Source organism: Actinomycetospora sp. CA-084318 (assembly GCF_050955885.1).
Classification (GTDB): Bacteria; Actinomycetota; Actinomycetes; order Mycobacteriales; family Pseudonocardiaceae; genus Actinomycetospora.
The window spans coordinates 4,873,827-4,893,279 of the sequence record NZ_CP192098.1 but is presented as its reverse complement, the minus strand read 5'-3'; the positions used below and the strand labels follow the sequence as shown (position 1 = coordinate 4,893,279).

Here is a 19,453-nt window from a genome sequence, read left to right as displayed (position 1 = left end):
CGTGTCCCGATGACCGAGCGCGGACGATGGTGGGGGCCCGCGGTGGCCGTGTGCGCGTCCGTCGCGGCGCTCGCCGGGACGGTGGCCGTGGTCGCGACGGCCGCGGGCGCGGACTCCGACGCCGCCCGCCGCGACGAGGCCCGCACGACGGCGTCCGGGGGCCCGGTCTCCCCGGTGGCCTCGCCCGCCGTCGCGACCCCGACCGCGCCGCCGGTGACCACGCGCCCCGGCCGCGTCGGCGATCCGACGCTCGGGGCCACGGTGGCCGCGGAGCCGGGCTGGACGACGGCCCGCGCCCAGGACCTGGTGCCCGTCACGCCGGGCCGGTTCCCGACCCTGCTGACGCTCGGCGGGGACGAGGCCCGCGCCGTCGTCCTCCTCGGTCGCCTCGACCCGGCCCGCGGGTTCGGCGAGGACGCCCTGGCCGACGAGGCCCGTCGACTCGTGGGGGCGTTCGCCGACGGGGTGCGCGGCGACCGGGACGGCCGGATCGCCACCGTCTCCGACGAGGCGTCCACCCTCGACGGGCGCGACGCGTTCACCTCGGTCCGTCGGGCGCCCGACGGCACGCTCGTGCGGGTGACCACCGTCGCCGGGTCCCGGGGCGAGCCGGGGCTGGTGCTGCTGGCGGTGGCGACGCCGGGCCGGACGCAGGCGGCCGACGCCACTGCGGCCGACCGCATCGTCCGGTCGCTGTCCGCCTCCGGCGCCGACGCGCCCGGCCGGGCGACCGCCCCGCCGGCCGCAGCCACCCCGGGCGCGCGGGTCAGCCCCTCGCCGGGGCCCGCCACAGGTCGCTGACCTCGACGCCGAGCTCGGCGAGCAGCCGCCGGACCAGCGGCAGGCTGATCCCGATGACGTTGGACGGGTCGCCCTGGATGCCCTCGACGAGCCACCCGCCGAGGCCGTCGAGGGTGAACGCGCCCGCCACCGCCAGCGGCTCGCCCGACGCGAGGTAGGCCTCGAGCTGGGCGGGGGTCGGCTCGGCGAAGGTCACGAACGTCGTCGCGTGCCCGGAGATCTCCGCCTCGACCCGGCCACCGCGCAGCCGCACGAGCGCGTGCCCGGTGACGAGCTCGCCGTGCCGGCCCGCCATCCGCTCCCACCGGGCCCGGGCGTTCTCCACCGTGTGCGGCTTGCCCACCAGCTCGCCGTCGATGTCGAGCATCGAGTCGCAGCCGATGACGACGACGTCGTCCTCCTCGGTCGGCACCTGCCCGGCCACCGCGCGTGCCTTCGCCAGCGCGAGCGCGGTGACCTTCTCGGCCGACGTCGCGTCGCCGAGCTGCGTGAGCAGGGCGTCCTCGTCGACCTCGGAGACGATGACGTCGGGGTCCACCCCCGCGGCGCGCAGCACACCGAGACGGGCGGGGGACGCGGAACCGAGCACGAGACGCACGGCCCGCGACCCTAGGGGCCGGGGCTCAGCGCGGCAGCGCCGGCGCCGACCGGCGAGTGAGCGAACGGCACTCTCGCAGCATCTATGTGCGCGAGAGTGCCGTTCGCTCGGTCAAGAGGGGCTCAGCGCGGCAGCGCCGACATCCGCCACGCGCCCGGCCCGGGCGAGAGCGGACGCCGGACGAGGGCCTCCCGCTCCGACCAGACGGAGCGGGGGCCGGAGTCCTGGGGAGCGGAACCCCCGCCGGACGCGGCCGCGAGCACGGCGGTCAGCGCGGCCACCTCCTCCGGCGAGGGATTGCCGCGGACGATGCGCAGGACGGGTCGGCGCGGCCCGTCGTCGGGAAGCTCCTCCTCCGTCACAGCGGGATGTTCCCGTGCTTCTTGGCCGGCAGCGTCTCGCGCTTCGTCGAGAACGAGCGCAGCGCGCGGGCGACGTAGCCGCGGGTCCACGACGGCGGGACCACCGCGTCGACGTAGCCGCGCTCGGCCGCGACGTACGGGTTGGCGAGGGTGTCCTCGTACTCCTGCTGCAGCTCCGCGCGGCGCGCCTCCACGTCGCCGCCCTCGTCGGAGACCTTCGTGAGCTCCTTGCGGTACAGGATGCTCACCGCGCCCGACGCACCGGTGACGGCGATCTGCGCGGTCGGCCACGCGAGGTTGAGGTCGGCGCCGAGGTGCTTGGAGCCCATGACGTCGTACGCGCCGCCGTAGGCCTTGCGGCAGATGACGGTGATCAGCGGGACGGTCGCCTCGGCGTACGCGTAGATCAGCTTCGCGCCGCGCCGGATGATGCCGTTGTACTCCTGGTCGGTTCCGGGCAGGAAGCCCGGCACGTCGACGAAGGTCACGACCGGCACGTTGAACGCGTCGCAGGTGCGCACGAAGCGCGCCGCCTTCTCGCTGGCGCCGATGTCGAGGCAACCGGCGAGCTGGGAGGGCTGGTTCGCGACGAAGCCGACCGGCCGGCCCTCGATGCGTCCGTAGCCCACGACGATGTTCGCCGCGTACAGCTCCTGGACCTCCAGGAACTCCTCGTCGTCGACGACGCGGCGGATGACCTCGCGGATGTCGTAGGGCTGGTTCGGGGAGTCCGGCACCAGCGCGTCGAGCTCGAGGTCGGCCTCCGACAGGTTCTCCTCGACGGCGCCCGACTCCTCGTCCGCGGGCAGGCGCGGCGGCTCGGAGAGGTTGTTCGACGGCAGGTAGCCCAGGAGCTCCTGCACGTAGGCGATCGCGTCGTCCTCGTCGGAAGCGAGGTAGTGCGCGTTGCCCGAGGTGGTGTTGTGGGTCCGGGCGCCGCCGAGGGTCTCGAACTCGACGTCCTCGCCGGTGACGGTCTTGATGACGTCCGGTCCGGTGATGAACATGAACGACGTCTCGTCGACCATCACCGTGAAGTCGGTGAGCGCGGGGGAGTACACCGCGCCGCCGGCCGCCGGGCCCATGACGAGCGAGATCTGCGGGACGACGCCCGAGGCGTGCGAGTTCCGGCGGAAGATCTCGCCGTAGAGCCCGAGCGCGACGACGCCCTCCTGGATGCGCGCGCCGCCGCCGTCGTTGATGCCGATCACGGGGCAGCCGATCTTCATGGCCACGTCCATAACCTTGACGATCTTCTCGCCGTAGACCTCGCCGAGCGCGCCGCCGAAGACGGTGGCGTCCTGGGAGAACACGCAGACCGGGCGGCCGTCGACGGTGCCCTGGCCGGTGACCACGCCGTCGCCGTAGGGGCGGTTCGCGTCCAGGCCGAAGTTCGTGGAGCGGTGGCGGGCCATCGCGTCGAACTCGAGGAAGCTGCCCTCGTCGAGCAGGAGGTCGATGCGCTCGCGGGCGGTCTTGCGGCCCTTCGCGTGCTGCCGCTCGACGGCCCGCTCCGAGCCGGCGTGGACGACGTCGTCCTGGCGCCGGTGCCAGTCCGCGAGCTTGCCGGCCGAGGTGTGGACGTCGGGTTCGTCCGCAGCCTCGTCGGGCTCGGGTGGCGGCTTCGTCGCGGCGGTCATGGGCCGGACCATAGCGAGGTCCACGGTGCTCCACCCACCGGTGCACAGGGGTGATGATGGGCACTGCTCTACCGTGCTCGGGATGATCCCGGGAGTGCAGGACGCCGCCGCCTGGAAGGCGTTGCAGACCACCGTCGTCGCACCGGTGGGGCCGTGGGCCCGCCTCGACGTGGTGGACGCCACGGGCTCGACGAACGCCGACCTGGCCGCCGCGGCCGCGCAGGGCGCCCCGGACCGCTCGGTCCTCGTGGCCCACCACCAGACGGCGGGCCGGGGGCGGCGGCAGCGGACGTGGGAGTCGGGCCCCGCGGAGGGCCTCACCTTCTCGCTGCTGCTGCGCCCCACCCCGGTGCCGCCGCAGCAGTGGGGCTGGGCGCCGCTGATCGCGGGCCTCGCGCTGGTGCTGGCGATGGAGGACTACCGCGCCCCGGCCTCCGTGGCGACGCTGGAGACCGGCCTGAAGTGGCCGAACGACCTGCTGCTCGGCCCCGACCAGCGCAAGGGCGCCGGCATCCTGTCCGAGGTCGTGCCGGGCGGCGACGCGGGCAACGCCCTCGTCGTCGGGATCGGGATCAACGTGTCGACGCCGGAGGCCGAGCTGCCCGAGGGCGGGACCTCGCTGCTCGCGCAGAGCGTCCGGCGGTCGCGGCCGGACGTGCTCGGCGACGTGCTCGCGGTGTTCGCCTCGCTCGAGGACGACTGGCGCGCGGCCCGCGGTGACGCGGCGCGCGCCGGGCTGCTCTCCGGCTACCGGCAGCGGTGTTCGACCCTCGGGCGCGAGGTCCGCGTGGCACTGCCCGGCGACCGCGAGCTGGTGGGCGTGGCCGAGGACGTCGACGACGACGGCCGGCTCGTGGTCCGCGGGCCCGACGGCAGCTCGACGACGGTCGCCGCGGGCGACGTCGTGCACGTGCGCCCGGTCTGAGCTCACCCGTCCGGGGTCCGCGCGCGGCGCGGGACCTCGAATCCCGCCCGCCGCGCGGATACGCTCGATCGGCGCACCGCCGGCGGGAGGGGGAGGTCCGTGGCGTACCCGGAGCGGCTCCTCGTGGCCGGCGAGCGGGTGGTGCGCCACGTCCGCCCGCACTGGCGGATGCTCGTCGTGCCCGCGCTGCTGCCGCCCCTCGTGGCGTTCGTGGGGGCCTGGCTGGTCGCCGTGGCCCGCCCGACGGCGTGGGCGACCGCCGTGCTGATCGCGGTCGGGGTGCTCGCGGTTGGGGTGCTCGGCTGGTTCTGCGTGGCGCCGGTCGCCCGCTGGCGCGCGACGCACTTCGTGGTCACCGACCGCCGGGTCCTGGTGCGCGAGGGCGTGTTCTCCCGCTCGGGCATCGTCGTCGTCGGGCGCAGCATCACCAGCGTCCGCACGGTGCGCGGCTGGCTGGACCGCCTCCTCGGGGCGGGCACGCTCGTCGTCGGGGTGGACGACACGCGCGAGCCGTGGCGCTTCGACGGCCTCGGCCGCGTCGAGCGCGTCGCCGCCGAGATCGAGCGGATGGCCGAGCGGCGCGGCGGGCTCGACCCCGACCGGTGGGGCACGTGGGACGACGACGATCCCGACGTCGACCTCGAGGAGCCGGACGACGACGAGGTCGGCGACGACCTCGACGACCTCGACGACGACGTCGTGGACGCCGAGTGGGACGACGAGCCCGAACCGGAGCGCTTCCCGCGGCTGAAGCGCCTGTCCGGCCGTCGTCGGGAACTCCCGGCCGGCCGCTGAGTCGCCCCTTCCCGAGCGAACGGCACTCTCGCGCACATAGATGTTGCGAGGGTGCCGTTCGCTCGGAACGGCGAGAACCCGACGGAACCGATCGGCGCCCGACACCGTCAGCACCCGTGTGAGAGTGGACGCGTTGCCGGGCTGGATCGAGGCGCTCGGGCTCGCCCCGGGCACCGTCGTCGTGGGGAACCCGGGCCGGGTGGACCGGGTGTGGTGCGTGCACCCGGGCCCGGAGCGGACGTGGGAGGTCTACTGGTTCGAGGGCGGCGAGCGGTACGCCTGGACACGGTTCGACGAGGAGTCGGCGGCCTGCTTCCACGTCGTCGGGCGGCTGGCGTGGACGCAGATGATGCGCGGCGCGCTCAGGGCCGGATGACGGCGAGCACCGCGTCGTGCAGGGCGCCGTTGGTCGACAGCGCCTCGCCGCCGTCGATCCGCGGGTGCCCGGAGAAGTCGGTCAGCCGGCCGCCGGCCTCGCGCACGACGACGGCGGGGGCGGCGAGGTCCCACGCACTCGCGCCGGGCTCGACGGCGGCGTCCAGCAGGCCCTCGGCGACGAGCATGTGGTGGTGGAAGTCGCCGAAGGCGCGGCTCTCCCAGGTGGCCTCGGTGAGGGCGAGCCAGCGGTCGCGGGTGCCGATCTCGCGCCAGTAGTCGAGGTCGGTGGTGGAGACGTAGGCGTCGGCGAGGTCGGTGATCCCGGAGACCGAGAGCGGTGCCGCCTCGATCCCGCGGGCGACGTCGGAGGTGAAGGCGCCCTGGCCGCGCGCCGCCCACCAGCGGCGGCCGAGGGCGGGGGCGCTGACCACCCCGACGACGGGTTCCCCGCCGCTCATCAGCGCCAGCAGCGTGGCGAACACGGGGACGCCGCGGGAGAAGTTCTTGGTGCCGTCGATGGGGTCGACGATCCAGTGCCGGGCGGCCGGGTCGGAGACCGAGGAACCGCGCTCCTCGCCGAGCACGGCGTCGTCGGGACGCTCGGCGGCGATGCGGCGCCGGACCTCGTCCTCGCAGGCGACGTCGGCGTCGGTGACCGGGGTGCGGTCGGGCTTGCGGTCGACCACCAGGTCGCTCGCGCGGAACCGGGAGAGGGTCACGCGGTCGGCGGCGTCGGCGATGCGACGGGCGAGGTCGAGGTCCCTGGCGAGGTCAGTGGTCACGGCGGTCATCCTGCCGGGGACCTGTCCCACACGGATCGCGCACCGGGCGGTCTACGCTGGTCGTTCATGACCACGGTGCTCCTCGTCGAGGACGATGCGGCGATCGCCGGACCGCTGTCCCGGGCCCTGACCCGCGAGGGCTACGAGGTGGACGTGGTGGACGACGGTCCGTCCGCCGTGACCCGTGCCGGCGAGGGCGAGGTCGACCTCATGGTGCTCGACCTCGGGCTGCCCGGCATGGACGGCCTGGAGGTCTGCCGCCGGGTGCGCGCCGGGAAGCCCGACCTGCCGGTGCTGATGCTCACCGCCCGCACCGACGAGGTCGACTTCGTGGTCGGGCTCGACGCCGGCGCGGACGACTACGTCGGCAAGCCCTTCCGGCTGGCCGAGCTGCTCGCCCGGGTGCGCGCGCTGCTGCGCCGCCGGGCCCCGGAGATCCTCGACGCGGGCGGGGTGCGGATGGAGCCGTCGGCGCGCCGCGTGCTCGTGGACGGGGTGGAGGTAGGGCTCGCCAACAAGGAGTTCGAGCTGCTGCGGGTGCTGCTGGCGCACGCCGGCCAGGTCGTGTCGCGCGAGGAGATCCTCCGCGAGGTGTGGAACGACCCGGAGATGAAGACCTCCAAGACCCTCGACATGCACATGTCGTGGCTGCGCCGCAAGCTCGGCGACACCGACGGCGGCCCCTCGGGCGGCAAGCGCATCTCGACGGTCCGCGGGGTCGGGTTCCGCTTCAACACGTAAGCCATGCGGCGCCGCATCCTCGTCTCGACGCTGTTGGTCGTCGCGATCACCGTCACCGTGCTCGGCGGCCCGCTGGCGCTGACGACGTGGCGGCTCGTGGAGGACTTCACCCACGCCGACCTCGCCGGGCGGCTGCGTCAGGTGGTGGCCACCCTCGATTCGCAGCTGCAGTCCGACCGGCCGGTGGACCTGTCCGCGGTGGCGATCGCGGTGCCGCCGGGCGGGTCGCTGGTGGTCCGCACGCCGCGGGGGACGAGCGCGATCGGCGACACCACCGATCCCGACCAGGTCGCCGAGAGCGCCTCGTTCGGCATCAACGGCTCGGCCGTCATCGCCGAGCCGGCCGCCGAGATGCGGTCGCGGCAGCTGCAGGCGACCGCGCTCGTGCTGACGGCGATCGTGCTGTCGGTGGCGGTCGGGGCGGTCGTCGCGACCCTCACGGCCCGCCGCCTCGCCGACCCCCTGCAACAGGTCGCGGGGCGGGCGGCCCGCCTCGGTGCGGGCGACTTCCGGCAGGCGCCGCTGCGCCACGGGATCCCCGAGCTCGACCGCGTCGCCGACGTGCTCGACTCCTCGGCGGTCGCCCTCGCGGAGCTCGTGCAGCGCGAGCGGGATCTCGTCGGCGACGTCTCCCACCAGCTCCGGAGCCGCCTCACCGCCCTGCAGCTGCGTCTCGACGAGCTCTCCTCGCACCCCGACCCGGAAGTCTCGGCGGAGGGCGGGGCGGCGCTGGAGCAGGCCGAACGCCTCGCCGAGGTGCTCGACGAGCTGCTGAACTCCGCGCGGGCGGCCCGGGCGGCGAGCGCGTCCCCGCTGGAGCTCGACGGGGAGCTCGCCGCGGTCGCCGCCGAGTGGCACGACGCGGCGTCCGGGCAGGGCCGCGCGCTGCGCGTGCGGGTGGCCGACGGGCTCGTCGCGCGGGCCACGTCCGCGCGGCTGCGCGAGGCGCTCGGCGTGCTCGTGGACAACGCCCTGCGGCACGGGGCCGGCACGATCACGATCGCCGCGCGGCACTCCGACCACGACACGATCGTCGTCGAGGTCTCCGACAACGGCGACGGGGTGCCCTCGGAGCTGGCGCCGCACGTGTTCGACCGCGGGGTGTCCGGCTCGGCGTCCACCGGCGTCGGGCTCGCGCTCGCCCGGGCGCTCGTGGAGGCCGACGGTGGGCGCCTGGAGCTGGCGCGGACGAAGCCCGCCGTGTTCGCGCTGTTCCTGCCGGTGCCGCGGACCGACCAGGTGGTCGCCTCGCCCCGTCCGCTGCCTGCGACGGGCCCGCGCTGACGGTGCTCAACCCCAGTGGCAGCGAAGCGTCGTTGCTGTCACTGGCTGACAGCAACGACGCTTCGCTGCCACGTGGGGGCAGGGTCAGCCCGCGAGCGCCGTCGGGAAGACCCAGCGACGGAACGCCCACCAGCGGAAGGCCATGGCGAGCAGGGTCCCGACGATCTGCGCGCTCACGAGGTCGGCGACCTGCTCGGTGAACGCGGAGACCGCGGGCGTCGCGAGGTCGAGGACGTAGCGCGAGACGCCCAGCGGCGCGGCGTTGATCGCGAGCGCGGCCCCGCTGACGACGAAGTACAGGACCGCTTCCCGACGACGCGCGAGGCCGCCCCGGGCGCGGAAGGACCACTCGCGGTTCGCGACGTAGCCGACGAGCGTGGCCACGAGCACGGCCAGGATCTTCGCGGTGACCGGCTTGGGCTCGAGGACCGTGCTCTTGAGCAGCAGGAAGACGCCGGTGTCGACGACGAAGGTGCTCGCGCCGACGAGGGCGAACCGCACCAGCTCGCCGTGCCGGTGCCACGCCGCACTCAGGCGGGACACCGTGGCGGAACTCATCGCGGACGAGTCTAGGACGTGCGGCGCGGAGGGCCCCGGGGGATCGACAGCAGGAGAAGGCAAGCTTAGGCTCACCTCAGTCACGATCGAGGGAGGACGCGATGTCGCTGCGGCTGCCGGTGGGTGAGGTGACCGCCCTGCTCGGGCCGGGCCTGGTCCGTCGCCGGGTGATGGCGGCGCTCGACGACGCCTGCGTCCCCGGCACGGTGCGGCTGACGGCCGCGAAGGACGAGTCCGCGCTCGCGCGGCGCGCCACCGTGGCCTCGGCGGCCGGGGCGGCCGTGGTGCTCGCCGACCGGCTGACCGACGGCCTCGAGGCGGCCGAGCGTCGGACGGTGCTCGCCGGCCTCCGCGACCTGGCCGCGGCGGGTGCCGCCGTCCTCGTGGACGACGTCGACCCGGTCGCGACGGTCGCGGTGGCGGACGGGGCGCTGCGGGCCGACCGGACCGGCGCCCTCGTCCTGGAGCGTCTCGACGAGGCCTACTTGGCCTCGTAGGTCAGGCAGTCGGCGACGTCGGCGCCCTGGCCGCCGATCTCGACCGACGAGGCGGTGCACTCGAGTTTGTCGTTGAACCTGCACTCGGAGCGGTGGCAGGCACCGACGAGGCCGCCCTGGTCGACGCCGCCGCGGAACGAGATCTCCACGAACGTGCCGCAGGCGGAGCCGCCCACGGTGATGGCGCCGGCGTGGCACGAGGAGTTCTCGTTGTACGAACAGCTCGTGGCGGCGCAGGACTGGACGGTCGGCAACTCGCGCATCGAAGTCATGCCGTCAGGATGTCCGGATCGCCGGGTCCTCAACAGCAAGCGAAGGCTCCACTCACCTCGGCGCGTCGTCGTCGTCCCGATGCGCTGACCTGGGACGACGCCGATCGATGCGGCGGGGCGACCGCTCGGGGCGCCCATGATCGGGACTCATGTCACCGGATCGGGCCATCGTCCGGGTCGCCGTGACCAAGGCGTGCCTGACCTTCGCCCGTTCGGCCCTTGCTCCCGCGCTCACCCGCCGTTCACCGGCCCGGCAGACTGACACGCCGTGCGTATCGGCCTGACCGTCCTGCCCGAGCACCCGCGCGACGAGGCGACCCGGCGCTGGCGGGCCGTCGAGGAGCTCGGGTTCGCCACCGGCTGGACCTACGACCACCTCGGCTGGCGCACGCTGGTCGACGGGCCCTGGTACGGGGCGGTGCCCACCCTCTCGTCGGCCGCGATGGTCACCGAGCGGATCGAGATCGGCCCCTTCGTCGTCAGCCCGAACGTGCGCTCGCCCGTCCCGTTCGCCCGCGACGTGATCACGCTCGACGAGCTCTCCCGGGGCCGGTTCACGGCGGCGCTCGGCGCGGGCACCCCGCGGGGCTACGACACCGAGGTGCTGGGCCTGCCGCGTCCGGCGAGCCGGCTGGCGCGGTTCGAGGAGTTCACGGTGCTGCTCGACCGGTTGCTCACCGAGGAGCGGGTCACGCACCACGGCGAGTACTACACCGCGGTCGAGGCCCGCAACGCGCCCGGCTGCGTCCAGCGGCCGCGGGTGCCGTTCGTCCTCGCCGCCGACGGACCACGCACCGTCGACCTCGCCGCCCGGCTCGGCGAGGGGTGGGTGACCACGGGGCGCGGCGGCGACGACCTCGACGCCTGGTGGCGCGGCGTCGCGGACCTCGTCACGGCCTACGACGAGGCCCGCGCGCGGGCCGGGCACGGCTCGGCGTCGGGAAGGCGCATCCTCAACACCGACGGCGCCCCGGTCTACCCGCTCTCCTCGGCGGGCCTGGTCGACGACGTGGTGGGCCGGGCGGGCGAGCTCGGCTTCACCGACGTCGCCGTCGCCTGGCCCCGCCGGGAGGGCGTCTTCGCGGGCGACGAGGACGTGCTGACCGCGATCAGCCCTTCGTCGCCACCACGAGGGAGCTCTGGCCGTTGAGGCGCTGGGTCAGCGGGTCGAGCGTGCGGCCGTAGGACTTGGCGACCTCGGTGGCCACGAACGATTCGGTGGTCCAGCCCCGGGAGCGCAGCGTCGCGGCGGGATCCGGGCGCTCGTCGGTGTGGATCAGCTCCTGCATGTCCACCCCCATCGTCGCGGCGACACGACGGAACGAGGGGTCGGAGAGCTGCTGCCCGATGTTGGTGAAGTCCTCGATCGCCCACTCCGAGCCCGGCGCCGACAGGTCGTCGATCGCGTCCACCAGTGCGGACTGTGCCTCGGCCGGCAGGTAGGGCAGGAGGCCCTCGGTGAGCCACGCGGTGGGCGTCGACCGGTCGAAGCCGGCCGCCGCGAGCGCGGCGGGCCAGTCGTCGCGGAGGTCGGCGAGCACGGTGCGGCGGTCGCAGCGGGGAACCGCCCCCTCCTGCTCGAGTACCGCGTCCTTGAACTCGATCATCTTCGCCTGGTCCACCTCGTAGACCACGGTGCCCGCGGGCCAGTCGAGGCGCTGGGCGCGGGTGTCGAGCCCGGAGGCGAGGACGACGACCTGGCGCAGACCCCGCTCCGTGGCCCCGGCGAAGAACTCGTCGAAGAACCGCGTCCGGGTCCCCATGTAGCCCGACATCATCTGCCAGAGCTGGTCCTCGGAGTCGTCGGTCGGCTCGGTCGGCCGGGTCGCGAGGGGCTGCGGCGGGTTCGCGGCGTGGACGAAGGCCTCGGCGTACGGGTCGGAGATCAGCCCGTCCGGCCGGTGCGTGTCGACGGCCCGCCCCGCCGCCACCACGAGCGCCGTCAGACCCACGCTCGACACCACGTCCCACTGCTCGAAACGGCTGGTCGTCACGTCCGCCTCCTCAACTCGATTGTTAGCGTCAACAATCAGCATGTGCGGGACCCCGGGTCCCGCACAAGCGCAGCGTGAGAGGTCCGACACCCTCCGTGCCCGTACGGCATCCGGGCGTGGTTCGTGCTAGACGACGGCGCATGACGATCGGCGCGGGCCGGGCCCGCCAGGAGCAGGTCTACCGGGACGGCGTCTCGGGGTCCCGGCCCCGGGTCCCGACGACGGTGGGGGAGCTCGAGCGACGCGGTCGGCGCGCGATGTCGCGCCGGGCCGACGCCTACGTCACCGGCGGCGCGGGCGCGGAGGCCACCGTGCGCGCCAACCGGGCGGCGTTCGAGCGGTGGCAGACGGTGCCTCGCGTCCTGCGCGACGTGGGGTCCCGGGACCTGTCGACCGAGCTCTTCGGACGCCGCCTGGAGCACCCGCTGCTGCTCGCCCCGATCGGTGCGCTCGACCTCGTGCGGCGCGGCGCCGACCTCGCCGTCGCCCGCGGGGCCGCCGCCGCGGGCGTCCCGATGATCGTCAGCAACCAGGCCGGCACGGCGATGGAGTCGCTCGCCGGGATCGGACGGCGGTGGTTCCAGCTCTACTGGTCGACCTCCGACGAGCTGGTCGACAGCTTCCTGGCGCGGGCCGAGGCGAGCGGGTGCGAGGCCGTCGTCGTCACCCTCGACACCACGATGCTCGGCTGGCGCCCGCGCGACCTCGACCTGGGGCACCTCCCGTTCAGCCGCGGCCTCGGGATCGCGCAGTACACCTCCGACCCGGTGTTCTCCCGGCTCGCGCGGGAACGGGCGGCCGCGTCACGCTCGGGCCCGTCGCCGCGGATCACCCCGGTCGCGGTGCGCACGTTCGCCGAGATCACCCGCAACTTCCCGGGGTCGACGCTGGAGAACCTGCGCTCCCCGGTCCCGCGGGCCGCCGTCGAGACCTTCCTCGACGTCTACTCGCGCCCGCACCTGAGCTGGGCCGACGTCGCGACCCTCCGGTCACGGACCTCCCTGCCGGTGGTGCTCAAGGGCGTCCTGCATCCCGACGACGCCCGTCGCGCGGTCGACGCCGGCGTCGACGCGGTGCTCGTGTCCAACCACGGCGGACGGCAGGTGGACCACGCGATCGCGGCACTGGACGCGCTGCCCGGGGTGGTGGAGGCCGTCGCCGACCGGCTGCCCGTGCTGCTCGACTCGGGGGTCCGCACCGGGGCCGACGCGGCCGTCGCGCTGGCCCTGGGGGCCCGGGCGGTCTGCCTCGGCCGGCCGTTCGTCTGGGGGCTGGCGCTGGCCGGCGCGGACGGGGTCGCGCAGGTCGTCGCCGACGTCCTCGCCGAGCTCGACCTGACCGTCGGGCTCGCCGGTGCCTCGTCCGCGGCGGAGCTCGAGGTGCAGCGGCGCTACTGAGGTCCCTCGACCGCGAGGGGGCGCCGGGTGACCGAGACCCCGCCCATCATCGCGAAGCCGGTGACCCTGATGCGCGGACCGCCCGTGCCGGAGGGCGCGCCCGCCTGGTCGGAGAAGCCGCCCATGAACCCGACGCCCGTGACCTCGACGACGGTGTCCGGGTCGACCACGACCTCGCACCCGCCCATCAGCGCGAACGCCTGCACGGTGACGTCGACCCCGACCCCGCGCAGGTCGACGTTCGCGCCGCCCATCACGGACACGACCTGCAGCGTCAGCCCTCGCGTGTCCAGGTTCGCGTGGCGCAGGTCGAGACTCGTCCCGCCCATGACGCTCACGGCCCGGTGGGTGAGCCCCGGCGTCCACGTCCCCGACCGGTCCGCGCCGCTCATCACGGCGACCGACCCGCTGGAGTCCGGACGCTCCGTCCCGACGACGGGCCGCGCGGGTCGCGCGGTCGGCTCCGGGAGCGGCGCCAGGTCCGCCGTGATCGGCGCCAGCTCGTGGCGGAAGGTGGCGGCGTACGCGGCCCGCTGCCGCTCGTCGCCCTCGACCATCGTGAGGCGACCGTCGCCGACCGCGCGCCGGACGAGATCGGCCACCTGCTCGCGCTCCGCGTCCGAGGCGCGGACGGCCGGGGTCGGGTCGTTCATGCCGCGCAGCCTCCCGCGTCGCCGCCGTGTTGTCAGCCGTGGCCCACGGCTGACGTCCGGTGTCAGCAGGACGCCACGCTCGATGGCCGGCGTGGGTGGCCGATCCGTCGCACTGGACGCGTCGGAGGAGCCATCGGCGCGTGCCGGCCGGGACGGTCCGGGGGACGACCATGGTCAGTGCAGCAGGACGTCGAGGACGGGTTCGAGAAGGCCGCGCCGCGGCGTGCGGTCGGTGACCACCTCGAGGTCGAGGACGTCCAGGTCGACGACGGGGCCGTCCGCGGTGAGCCGGCTCCCGTCCGTGCCCCAGTGCCCGGAGGAGACCGTTCCCGACGACGGGACGGTGGTCGTCGGTCGGCTCGGGGCGCGCCCGGACCCGCCGGAGCTGCCCGACCCCGAACTGCCCGACCCCGAACTGCCCGACCCGGAGCTGTCCGACCCGGAGCTACGGGACCCCGAGCTGCCGACCCCGACGACCCGGTGCCCGTCGAGGCCCGGCCGCCGGACCCGGTGGCACCGGTCCCCGGCCCGGTCGTGTCCGGCACGCCCGGCCCACCCGGGGACGGTGACACGGGAGCCGGCACCGATCCGTCGTCGGGAACGGGAACGGGAACTGGAACGGGGACCGGGACGGGCGGGGCGACCGGCACCGACCCGACGTCGGGGAGCAGCGGCGGCCCGGCGACCGGGGTCCCGGGGCCGAGCGTGGTCAGGGCCGTGGCGGTCGCGAGACCGAGCCCGGCGAGGCCGACGACCGCAGCCCCGAGGCGCCGGGCCCGCGGGATCTCCGCGGAGCGGGTGAGGCCGCCGAGGGCGCCGAGCACGCCGACGACCCCGGTGCCCGCGACGACGAGTTCCGCGGTCCCCGGCACCCACACCCCCTGGCGGGCGGCCAGGTAGCCGGCGAGGGCCGCGCCGAGCACCAGGGGTGCGATCGCGGTGCGCACGATGCCGGAGTTGACCTCGCGCAGCTCGGCGGCGAGGGCGCGGCAGTCGGCGCACTCGCGCAGGTGCTCCTCGACCTTCGCGGCGTCGCGTTTCGAGAGCCCGCCGCGGGTCCAGGCGCCGAGCTTCTCCTCGGTCTCGCGGTGCCGGCGGTCCTTCGGCGGGGCGCCGGGTCCACCGCCCGCGAGGTGTTCCTGCAGGTAGGCCTGGCGCAGCCCCTCCCGGGCGCGGTAGCCGAGGGCGGAGACGGCGTTGGGTGTCAGACCGAACAGCGGGGCGATGTCGGCGGGGGAGTCGCCCTCGACCTCGAGGTGCCAGAGGACGGCCTGCCAGCGCTCGGGGAGGGTCGCGAAGGCGCGGGCGGCCAGTGAGCGCTCGAGGCCGGCGACGGCGGGGTCGGCGAACGGGACGACCGTCCGCTCCGGGTCGACGCCGATGACCTCGCCCATGTCCTCGGTGAGGTCGAGCCGGCGTTCGGCGCGGGTGCGGTCGTAGGCGAGGTGGCGCAGCGAGGTGAGCAGGTACGCGCGGAACGCCTCGGTGGGCCCGCCGCCGGCGCGCAGGATCTCGAGCAGGCGGGCGAAGGCGGCGGAGACGAGGTCGTCGGCGTCGGCGGGGGAGCGGGCGAGCTGCCGGGCGAGGGCGCGGGCGGCGTCACGGTGGCGGTCGTAGAGGGTGCCGAACGCGACCGTGGACTCGGTGTCGGCGGGGCGGCCGCGGATGACGGCGAGCAGGTCGGCGTCACTGGGTCCGGGCAGCGCGGAACCCGACGCGGCACCGCCGACCTCGGCCATCCGGACACACCTCCCCCCTCGCCGACGAGTCTGCGGGCGGTTCGGGGAGGATCCCGGCAGTGTCACCGTCACGGATGACCGTCTCGCGCGTCGCCAGGGGGAGCGGTCGGCGATCGACACGGTCGGTCACGCCGCCCGACACGACGGCGGAGGCGCGGGAGCAGTGGAGGTACGTGGCATGACGCTCGCGGACGAGCGGACGGACGAGGTCGTCGACACCCCCGCCGTGGGTGCCGATCCCGCCCCCCTCGCCCGTGGCGCCGGGGTGGGACGTTCCGGACCCGCGCACGACGCCCTGAAGGAACGCTGGTTCGCGTGCAGCAACGCGCTCGGGTGGTCCGTGGCGAGCGAGTGGCCCGACCCCGCCGTCGACGACGTGTGCGACGTGGTCCTCTCCGGCCGGGTCGGTCCGCCGCTGGAGCAGGCGCTCACCCGCTGGGCGGGCGCGCGGGCCGCGGCCGGCATCGGGCTCGACGAGACCCTCTCCGACCTGGCGGCGCTGCACACCGCGGTCAGCGGCGCCCTGGGCGACCTCGGGGAACGACGACGCCTGGGGCTGCCGGGCGCCGAGGGGTCGCGGCTGGTGCGCGTGGTGTCGCTGGGCTGGACCGACGTGGCCTGCGGCGACCTGACCGACGCGGCGGCGCTCGACCCGCTCTCCGGGCTGGCCAGCGCCCGCTACCTGCGCACCCGCCTCGCCGAGGTCTACCGGGAGGCCCGCGCGCACGGGACCTCGGTGAGCGAGCGGACCGCGCTCGTCGTCGTGACCCTGCAGGTGGCCGGGTGGTCGCGCGTGGCCCCGCTGACCGTGGCCGGGGACGCCGCGGCGGTGGTGTTCGACGCCGGGGAGACGATCGCGGTGGTCGGCCGGTCCACGGTCGTCGTGCTCGCGCCGCGGGAGGGTCTGGCGGGGCGCGTCCGGGTCCTGCGCGGTCTGCTCGCCCGGCGGCTGGCGGGCGCCTCCGGGGTGCTCGGGGCCCCCAGCGCGCGGATCGTCGCGCTCCCCGCCGCGATCGACGGGGTCGGTGACGTGCTCGCGAAGCTGCGCGACGCCGAGCCCGCGGTGCCGCGGCGGGACCGGATCCTCGGGTTCGACGTGCCCGTGATCGCCCCGGAGCACGACGCCGACTAGGTTCTCCGCCCGTGGAGGAGCGCACCGGCCTGCCCGTCGTCGCCATGGTCGGCGGCGGTCAGCTCGCCCGCATGACCCACCAGGCGGCGATCTCCCTCGGGCAGACGCTGCGCGTGCTGGCGACCTCGCCCGACGAGGCCGCGGCGATGGTGACGCCCGACGTCCGCATCGGTGACCACCGGGACCTCGAGGCGCTGCGGGCGGTCGCGGTCGGCGCGGAGGCGCTGACCTTCGACCACGAGCACGTCCCGGGCGAGCTGCTGACGACGCTCGTCGCCGAGGGCGTGACGGTGCACCCGGGCCCGGAGGCCCTGCTCCACGCCCAGGACAAGCTCGTCATGCGACGACGCCTGGCCGAGCTCGGCGAGCCGGTCCCGGCCTTCGCGCCGGTGACCTCGGCCGCGGAGCTGGAGACCTTCGCCGGCGAGCACGGCTGGCCGGTGGTCCTCAAGGCCGCGCGCGGCGGCTACGACGGCCGGGGCGTGTGGGTGGTCGACTCCGCCGACGAGGCCCGGCCGCTGGTCGCCGAACTCCTCGAGGCGGGCACGCCGCTGCTCGTCGAGGAGAAGGTGGAGCTGGCGCGGGAGCTCGCCGTCGTGCTGGCGCGTTCGCCGTTCGGGCAGGCCGCCGTGTACCCGGCGGTCGAGACCGTCCAGTCCGACGGCATCAACACCGAGGTCCTCGCGCCCGCGCCCGGCCTGTCCGAGGACACCGCGGAGGAGATCGAGGAGCTGGCGATCCGCATCGCCGCCGCGACCGGCGTGGTCGGCCTGCTCGCCGTCGAGCTGTTCGAGACCCCCTCCGGCCGGGTGCTGGTCAACGAGCTCGCGATGCGCCCCCACAACTCGGCGCACTGGTCGATGGACGGCGCGGTCACCGGGCAGTTCGAGCAGCACCTGCGCGCGGTGCTCGACTATCCGCTCGGGTCGACCGCGACGCTGCGCCCGGCGTGCGTGATGGCGAACGTCCTCGGCGGCGACCCGGTCCCGACGACCGGTCCCGACGAGCGGCTGCACCACACCCTCGCCCGGTTCCCGGAGGCGCGGGTGCACCTGTACGGCAAGGGTGAGCGCCCGGGGCGCAAGCTCGGGCACGTGACGATCACCGGTGACGACATGGCCGAGGTCCGCCGGCGCGCCCGGCTGGCCGCCGACCACCTCGCCACCGGTGTCTGGACCGACGGATGGAGTGCGCACTAGATGTCCGGCTCGGAACTGGTCCCCGGTCAGGCGGTCGCGACGACGGATGCGTCGTCCCAGGTTTCTGACGCGCGGCTGCCCCCGCTGGTCGGCATCGTCATGGGGTCGGACTCCGACTGGCCGACGATGCAGGCGGCGGCCGCCGCCCTCGACGAGTTCGGCGTCCCGTGGGAGGCGCGGGTGCTCTCGGCGCACCGCACGCCGCGGGCGATGCTGGAGTGGTCCGAGACGGCCGCGTCGCGCGGGCTGCGCGTGGTGGTCGCCGGCGCAGGCGGGGCGGCGCACCTGCCCGGCATGGTCGCCGCGGCCACGGTGCTGCCGGTGATCGGCGTGCCGGTCCCGCTCAAGCACCTGGACGGCATGGACTCCCTGCTCTCCATCGTGCAGATGCCCGCGGGTGTGCCGGTGGCGACGGTGTCGATCGGCGGCGCCCGCAACGGCGGCCTCCTGGCCGTGCGCATCCTCGCGGCCGCCGACGCCGGGCTCGCCGCGCGGATGGCCGACTTCCAGGCCGACCTGCGCACCTCGGTGGCGGGCAAGGACGAGGCCGTGCGGAAGCTGGGTCCGGCTTCCTGAGGGCGATCCCCTCCCTGGGTGGCAGCGAAGCGTCGTTGCTGGCGTCCAGTGACAGCTGTGCCGCATCGTCGATCGGACACAGCGACACTAGCCGAGCCGGACCCTGACGTGTCTCGCGCCTACCGTGGTCGGAGTGGACCTCAGGATCTTCACCGAGCCCCAGCAGGGTGCGACCTACGGCGACCTGCTCCGGGTCGCCCGCACCGCGGAGGACGCGGGCTACGACGCGTTCTTCCGCTCCGACCATTACCGCGCCATGGGCGGCGCCTCCGGCGAGCCGGGCCCCACGGACGCCTGGACCACGCTCTCCGCGCTCGCCGTGCAGACCGAGCGCATCCGGCTGGGCACGCTCGTCACGTCCGCGACCTTCCGGCTGCCCGGGCCGCTCGCGATCCAGGTCGCGCAGGCCGACGAGATGTCGGGCGGGCGGGTCGAGCTCGGGCTCGGCGCCGGGTGGTTCGAGGCCGAGCACAGCGGCTACGGCATCCCGTTCCCGTCGACCGGCGAGCGGTTCGACCGGCTGGCCGAACAGCTCGCCATCGTCACCGGCCTCTGGTCGACCCCGGCGGGGGAGACCTTCTCGTTCGAGGGCGAGCACTACACGGTGACGGATTCACCGGCGCTGCCGAAGCCGGTCCAGCGGCCGCTCCCGGTGATCGTCGGCGGGACCGGGCCCCGTCGCACGCCGGCCCTGGCGGCCCGCCACGCCACGGAGTTCAACGTGCCCTTCTCGCCGCTGGAGAAGGCGGCCACGCAGTTCGAGCGGGTCGCCGCGGCGTGCACCGAGGCCGGTCGTGATCCGGCGGACCTGATCCGGTCGTTCGCCCACACGCTCGTGCTCGGCCGCGACGAGGCCGCCGTGACCCGGCGGGCCCAGGCGCTGGGGATCGACGGCGACCAGCTCGCCGACAACCCGCTGGCGGGGACACCCGCGCAGATCGTCGACGCCCTCGGCACCTGGCGGGAGCGCACCGGCGCCGACCGCGTCTACGTCCAGGTGCTCGACCTGGCCGACCTCGACGCGATCGAGCTCGTCGCCGCGGAGGTGGCGCCCCAGCTGGGGTAGAGCACGCGGTGGGCCCCGCACGCGCAGCGTTGGTAGCGCACGGGGCCCTCGCTCGTCGGATGGC

The 19,453-nt window shown here is 75.2% G+C and carries 22 protein-coding genes; 13 read left to right on the top strand and 9 right to left on the bottom strand.

Annotated elements, in window-relative coordinates; translation table 11 throughout:
- Positions 1-9 precede the first annotated feature (9 nt).
- Positions 10-801, top strand: coding sequence for a hypothetical protein (locus tag ACQPYX_RS23830; protein WP_433799736.1), 792 nt, complete (start codon positions 10-12; stop codon positions 799-801).
- Here the strand turns inward: ACQPYX_RS23830 and ACQPYX_RS23825 are convergent.
- The 3 genes from ACQPYX_RS23825 to ACQPYX_RS23815 form a co-directional block, all read right to left on the bottom strand.
- Positions 767-1,399, bottom strand: a complete 633-nt coding sequence (locus ACQPYX_RS23825; RefSeq protein WP_433799734.1) for a Maf family protein — start codon at positions 1,397-1,399, stop codon at positions 767-769. The two genes, ACQPYX_RS23830 and ACQPYX_RS23825, sit on opposite strands and share 35 nt — an antisense overlap.
- A gap of 122 nt (positions 1,400-1,521) precedes the next feature.
- A complete protein-coding gene (locus ACQPYX_RS23820; protein ID WP_433799733.1) occupies positions 1,522-1,761 on the bottom strand; it encodes an acyl-CoA carboxylase subunit epsilon in 240 nt (79 codons plus the stop codon).
- The gene (locus ACQPYX_RS23815) at positions 1,758-3,401 is read right to left on the bottom strand and encodes an acyl-CoA carboxylase subunit beta (protein WP_433799732.1); all 1,644 of its coding nucleotides are present in this window, start codon (positions 3,399-3,401) and stop codon (positions 1,758-1,760) included. Before ACQPYX_RS23815 ends, ACQPYX_RS23820 begins: the two co-directional genes overlap by 4 nt.
- An 82-nt stretch (positions 3,402-3,483) precedes the next feature.
- On the opposite strand from ACQPYX_RS23815, the gene ACQPYX_RS23810 reads away from it, so the two are divergent.
- The 3 genes from ACQPYX_RS23810 (at position 3,484) to ACQPYX_RS23800 (ending at position 5,497) form a co-directional block, all read left to right on the top strand.
- A complete protein-coding gene (locus ACQPYX_RS23810) occupies positions 3,484-4,326 on the top strand; it encodes a biotin--[acetyl-CoA-carboxylase] ligase (protein ID WP_433799731.1) in 843 nt (280 codons plus the stop codon).
- A 99-nt stretch (positions 4,327-4,425) separates the two neighbouring features.
- A complete protein-coding gene (locus ACQPYX_RS23805; protein WP_433799730.1) occupies positions 4,426-5,121 on the top strand; it encodes a PH domain-containing protein in 696 nt (231 codons plus the stop codon).
- A 124-nt stretch (positions 5,122-5,245) separates the two neighbouring features.
- The gene (locus ACQPYX_RS23800; protein ID WP_433799729.1) at positions 5,246-5,497 is read left to right on the top strand and encodes a hypothetical protein; all 252 of its coding nucleotides are present in this window, start codon (positions 5,246-5,248) and stop codon (positions 5,495-5,497) included.
- Here the strand turns inward: ACQPYX_RS23800 and ACQPYX_RS23795 are convergent.
- Complete coding sequence (locus tag ACQPYX_RS23795; protein WP_433799728.1) at positions 5,484-6,290, bottom strand: inositol monophosphatase family protein; 807 nt, start codon at positions 6,288-6,290, stop codon at positions 5,484-5,486. The genes ACQPYX_RS23800 and ACQPYX_RS23795 overlap by 14 nt on opposite strands.
- 57 nt (positions 6,291-6,347) lie before the next feature.
- On the opposite strand from ACQPYX_RS23795, the gene ACQPYX_RS23790 reads away from it, so the two are divergent.
- Positions 6,348-7,022 (top strand): response regulator transcription factor, encoded by a 675-nt coding sequence (locus ACQPYX_RS23790; protein ID WP_230755165.1) that lies wholly within the window; start codon positions 6,348-6,350, stop codon positions 7,020-7,022.
- 3 nt (positions 7,023-7,025) lie between these two features.
- The gene (locus ACQPYX_RS23785; protein ID WP_433799727.1) at positions 7,026-8,306 is read left to right on the top strand and encodes an ATP-binding protein; all 1,281 of its coding nucleotides are present in this window, start codon (positions 7,026-7,028) and stop codon (positions 8,304-8,306) included.
- Between the two features lie 84 nt (positions 8,307-8,390).
- Here the strand turns inward: ACQPYX_RS23785 and ACQPYX_RS23780 are convergent, their stop codons facing one another.
- Entirely contained in the window at positions 8,391-8,864 is a 474-nt protein-coding gene (locus ACQPYX_RS23780) for a GtrA family protein (RefSeq protein ID WP_433799726.1), read from the bottom strand.
- 101 nt (positions 8,865-8,965) lie between these two features.
- Here ACQPYX_RS23780 and ACQPYX_RS23775 point away from each other — a divergent pair, with 101 nt between their 5' ends.
- Positions 8,966-9,361, top strand: a complete 396-nt coding sequence (locus ACQPYX_RS23775; protein ID WP_433799725.1) for a hypothetical protein — start codon at positions 8,966-8,968, stop codon at positions 9,359-9,361.
- Here ACQPYX_RS23775 and ACQPYX_RS23770 read toward each other — a convergent pair.
- Positions 9,346-9,633 (bottom strand): DUF1540 domain-containing protein, encoded by a 288-nt coding sequence (locus ACQPYX_RS23770; RefSeq protein WP_433799724.1) that lies wholly within the window; start codon positions 9,631-9,633, stop codon positions 9,346-9,348. The two genes, ACQPYX_RS23775 and ACQPYX_RS23770, sit on opposite strands and share 16 nt — an antisense overlap.
- A 268-nt stretch (positions 9,634-9,901) precedes the next feature.
- Here ACQPYX_RS23770 and ACQPYX_RS23765 point away from each other — a divergent pair, with 268 nt between their 5' ends.
- Positions 9,902-10,783 carry an LLM class flavin-dependent oxidoreductase gene (locus ACQPYX_RS23765; RefSeq protein WP_433799722.1) on the top strand — a complete coding sequence of 294 codons (882 nt, stop codon included), beginning with the start codon at positions 9,902-9,904 and terminating at the stop codon, positions 10,781-10,783.
- On the opposite strand, the gene ACQPYX_RS23760 is transcribed toward ACQPYX_RS23765, so the two are convergent.
- Positions 10,743-11,627 (bottom strand): class I SAM-dependent methyltransferase, encoded by an 885-nt coding sequence (locus ACQPYX_RS23760; RefSeq protein WP_433799721.1) that lies wholly within the window; start codon positions 11,625-11,627, stop codon positions 10,743-10,745. The two genes, ACQPYX_RS23765 and ACQPYX_RS23760, sit on opposite strands and share 41 nt — an antisense overlap.
- 140 nt (positions 11,628-11,767) lie before the next feature.
- Between ACQPYX_RS23760 and ACQPYX_RS23755 the strand changes: the two genes are divergently transcribed.
- Entirely contained in the window at positions 11,768-13,024 is a 1,257-nt protein-coding gene (locus ACQPYX_RS23755; protein ID WP_433799720.1) for an alpha-hydroxy-acid oxidizing protein, read from the top strand.
- On the opposite strand, the gene ACQPYX_RS23750 is transcribed toward ACQPYX_RS23755, so the two are convergent.
- The gene (locus ACQPYX_RS23750) at positions 13,018-13,677 is read right to left on the bottom strand and encodes a DUF1707 SHOCT-like domain-containing protein (protein ID WP_433799719.1); all 660 of its coding nucleotides are present in this window, start codon (positions 13,675-13,677) and stop codon (positions 13,018-13,020) included. The two genes, ACQPYX_RS23755 and ACQPYX_RS23750, sit on opposite strands and share 7 nt — an antisense overlap.
- Positions 13,678-13,739: 62 nt before the next feature.
- The gene (locus ACQPYX_RS23745) at positions 13,740-15,416 is read right to left on the bottom strand and encodes a sigma-70 family RNA polymerase sigma factor (RefSeq protein WP_433799718.1); all 1,677 of its coding nucleotides are present in this window, start codon (positions 15,414-15,416) and stop codon (positions 13,740-13,742) included.
- Positions 15,417-15,594: 178 nt separating this feature from the next.
- On the opposite strand from ACQPYX_RS23745, the gene ACQPYX_RS23740 reads away from it, so the two are divergent.
- The 4 genes from ACQPYX_RS23740 (at position 15,595) to ACQPYX_RS23725 (ending at position 19,389) form a co-directional block, all read left to right on the top strand.
- Complete coding sequence (locus tag ACQPYX_RS23740; protein ID WP_433799717.1) at positions 15,595-16,548, top strand: GGDEF domain-containing protein; 954 nt, start codon at positions 15,595-15,597, stop codon at positions 16,546-16,548.
- A gap of 11 nt (positions 16,549-16,559) precedes the next feature.
- Positions 16,560-17,747: a 5-(carboxyamino)imidazole ribonucleotide synthase gene (locus ACQPYX_RS23735; RefSeq protein ID WP_433799716.1), complete on the top strand. Its 1,188-nt coding sequence runs from the start codon at positions 16,560-16,562 to the stop codon at positions 17,745-17,747.
- 75 nt (positions 17,748-17,822) lie between these two features.
- Positions 17,823-18,323 carry a 5-(carboxyamino)imidazole ribonucleotide mutase gene (gene purE, locus ACQPYX_RS23730; protein WP_433803794.1) on the top strand — a complete coding sequence of 167 codons (501 nt, stop codon included), beginning with the start codon at positions 17,823-17,825 and terminating at the stop codon, positions 18,321-18,323.
- A gap of 133 nt (positions 18,324-18,456) precedes the next feature.
- On the top strand, positions 18,457-19,389 hold the full coding sequence (locus ACQPYX_RS23725; protein ID WP_433799715.1) for an LLM class F420-dependent oxidoreductase: 933 nt from the start codon (positions 18,457-18,459) through the stop codon (positions 19,387-19,389).
- Positions 19,390-19,453 lie beyond the last annotated feature (64 nt).

Coding starts and splice junctions, on each gene's coding strand:
- ACQPYX_RS23830 (WP_433799736.1), top strand. CDS start 10: ATGACCGAGCGCGGACGATGGTGGGGGCCCGCGGTGGCCGTGTGCGCG.
- ACQPYX_RS23815 (WP_433799732.1), bottom strand. CDS start 3,401: ATGACCGCCGCGACGAAGCCGCCACCCGAGCCCGACGAGGCTGCGGAC.
- ACQPYX_RS23810 (WP_433799731.1), top strand. CDS start 3,484: ATGATCCCGGGAGTGCAGGACGCCGCCGCCTGGAAGGCGTTGCAGACC.
- ACQPYX_RS23795 (WP_433799728.1), bottom strand. CDS start 6,290: ATGACCGCCGTGACCACTGACCTCGCCAGGGACCTCGACCTCGCCCGT.
- ACQPYX_RS23790 (WP_230755165.1), top strand. CDS start 6,348: ATGACCACGGTGCTCCTCGTCGAGGACGATGCGGCGATCGCCGGACCG.
- ACQPYX_RS23785 (WP_433799727.1), top strand. CDS start 7,026: ATGCGGCGCCGCATCCTCGTCTCGACGCTGTTGGTCGTCGCGATCACC.
- ACQPYX_RS23780 (WP_433799726.1), bottom strand. CDS start 8,864: ATGAGTTCCGCCACGGTGTCCCGCCTGAGTGCGGCGTGGCACCGGCAC.
- ACQPYX_RS23775 (WP_433799725.1), top strand. CDS start 8,966: ATGTCGCTGCGGCTGCCGGTGGGTGAGGTGACCGCCCTGCTCGGGCCG.
- ACQPYX_RS23770 (WP_433799724.1), bottom strand. CDS start 9,633: ATGACTTCGATGCGCGAGTTGCCGACCGTCCAGTCCTGCGCCGCCACG.
- ACQPYX_RS23755 (WP_433799720.1), top strand. CDS start 11,768: ATGACGATCGGCGCGGGCCGGGCCCGCCAGGAGCAGGTCTACCGGGAC.
- ACQPYX_RS23750 (WP_433799719.1), bottom strand. CDS start 13,677: ATGAACGACCCGACCCCGGCCGTCCGCGCCTCGGACGCGGAGCGCGAG.
- ACQPYX_RS23745 (WP_433799718.1), bottom strand. CDS start 15,416: ATGGCCGAGGTCGGCGGTGCCGCGTCGGGTTCCGCGCTGCCCGGACCC.
- ACQPYX_RS23740 (WP_433799717.1), top strand. CDS start 15,595: ATGACGCTCGCGGACGAGCGGACGGACGAGGTCGTCGACACCCCCGCC.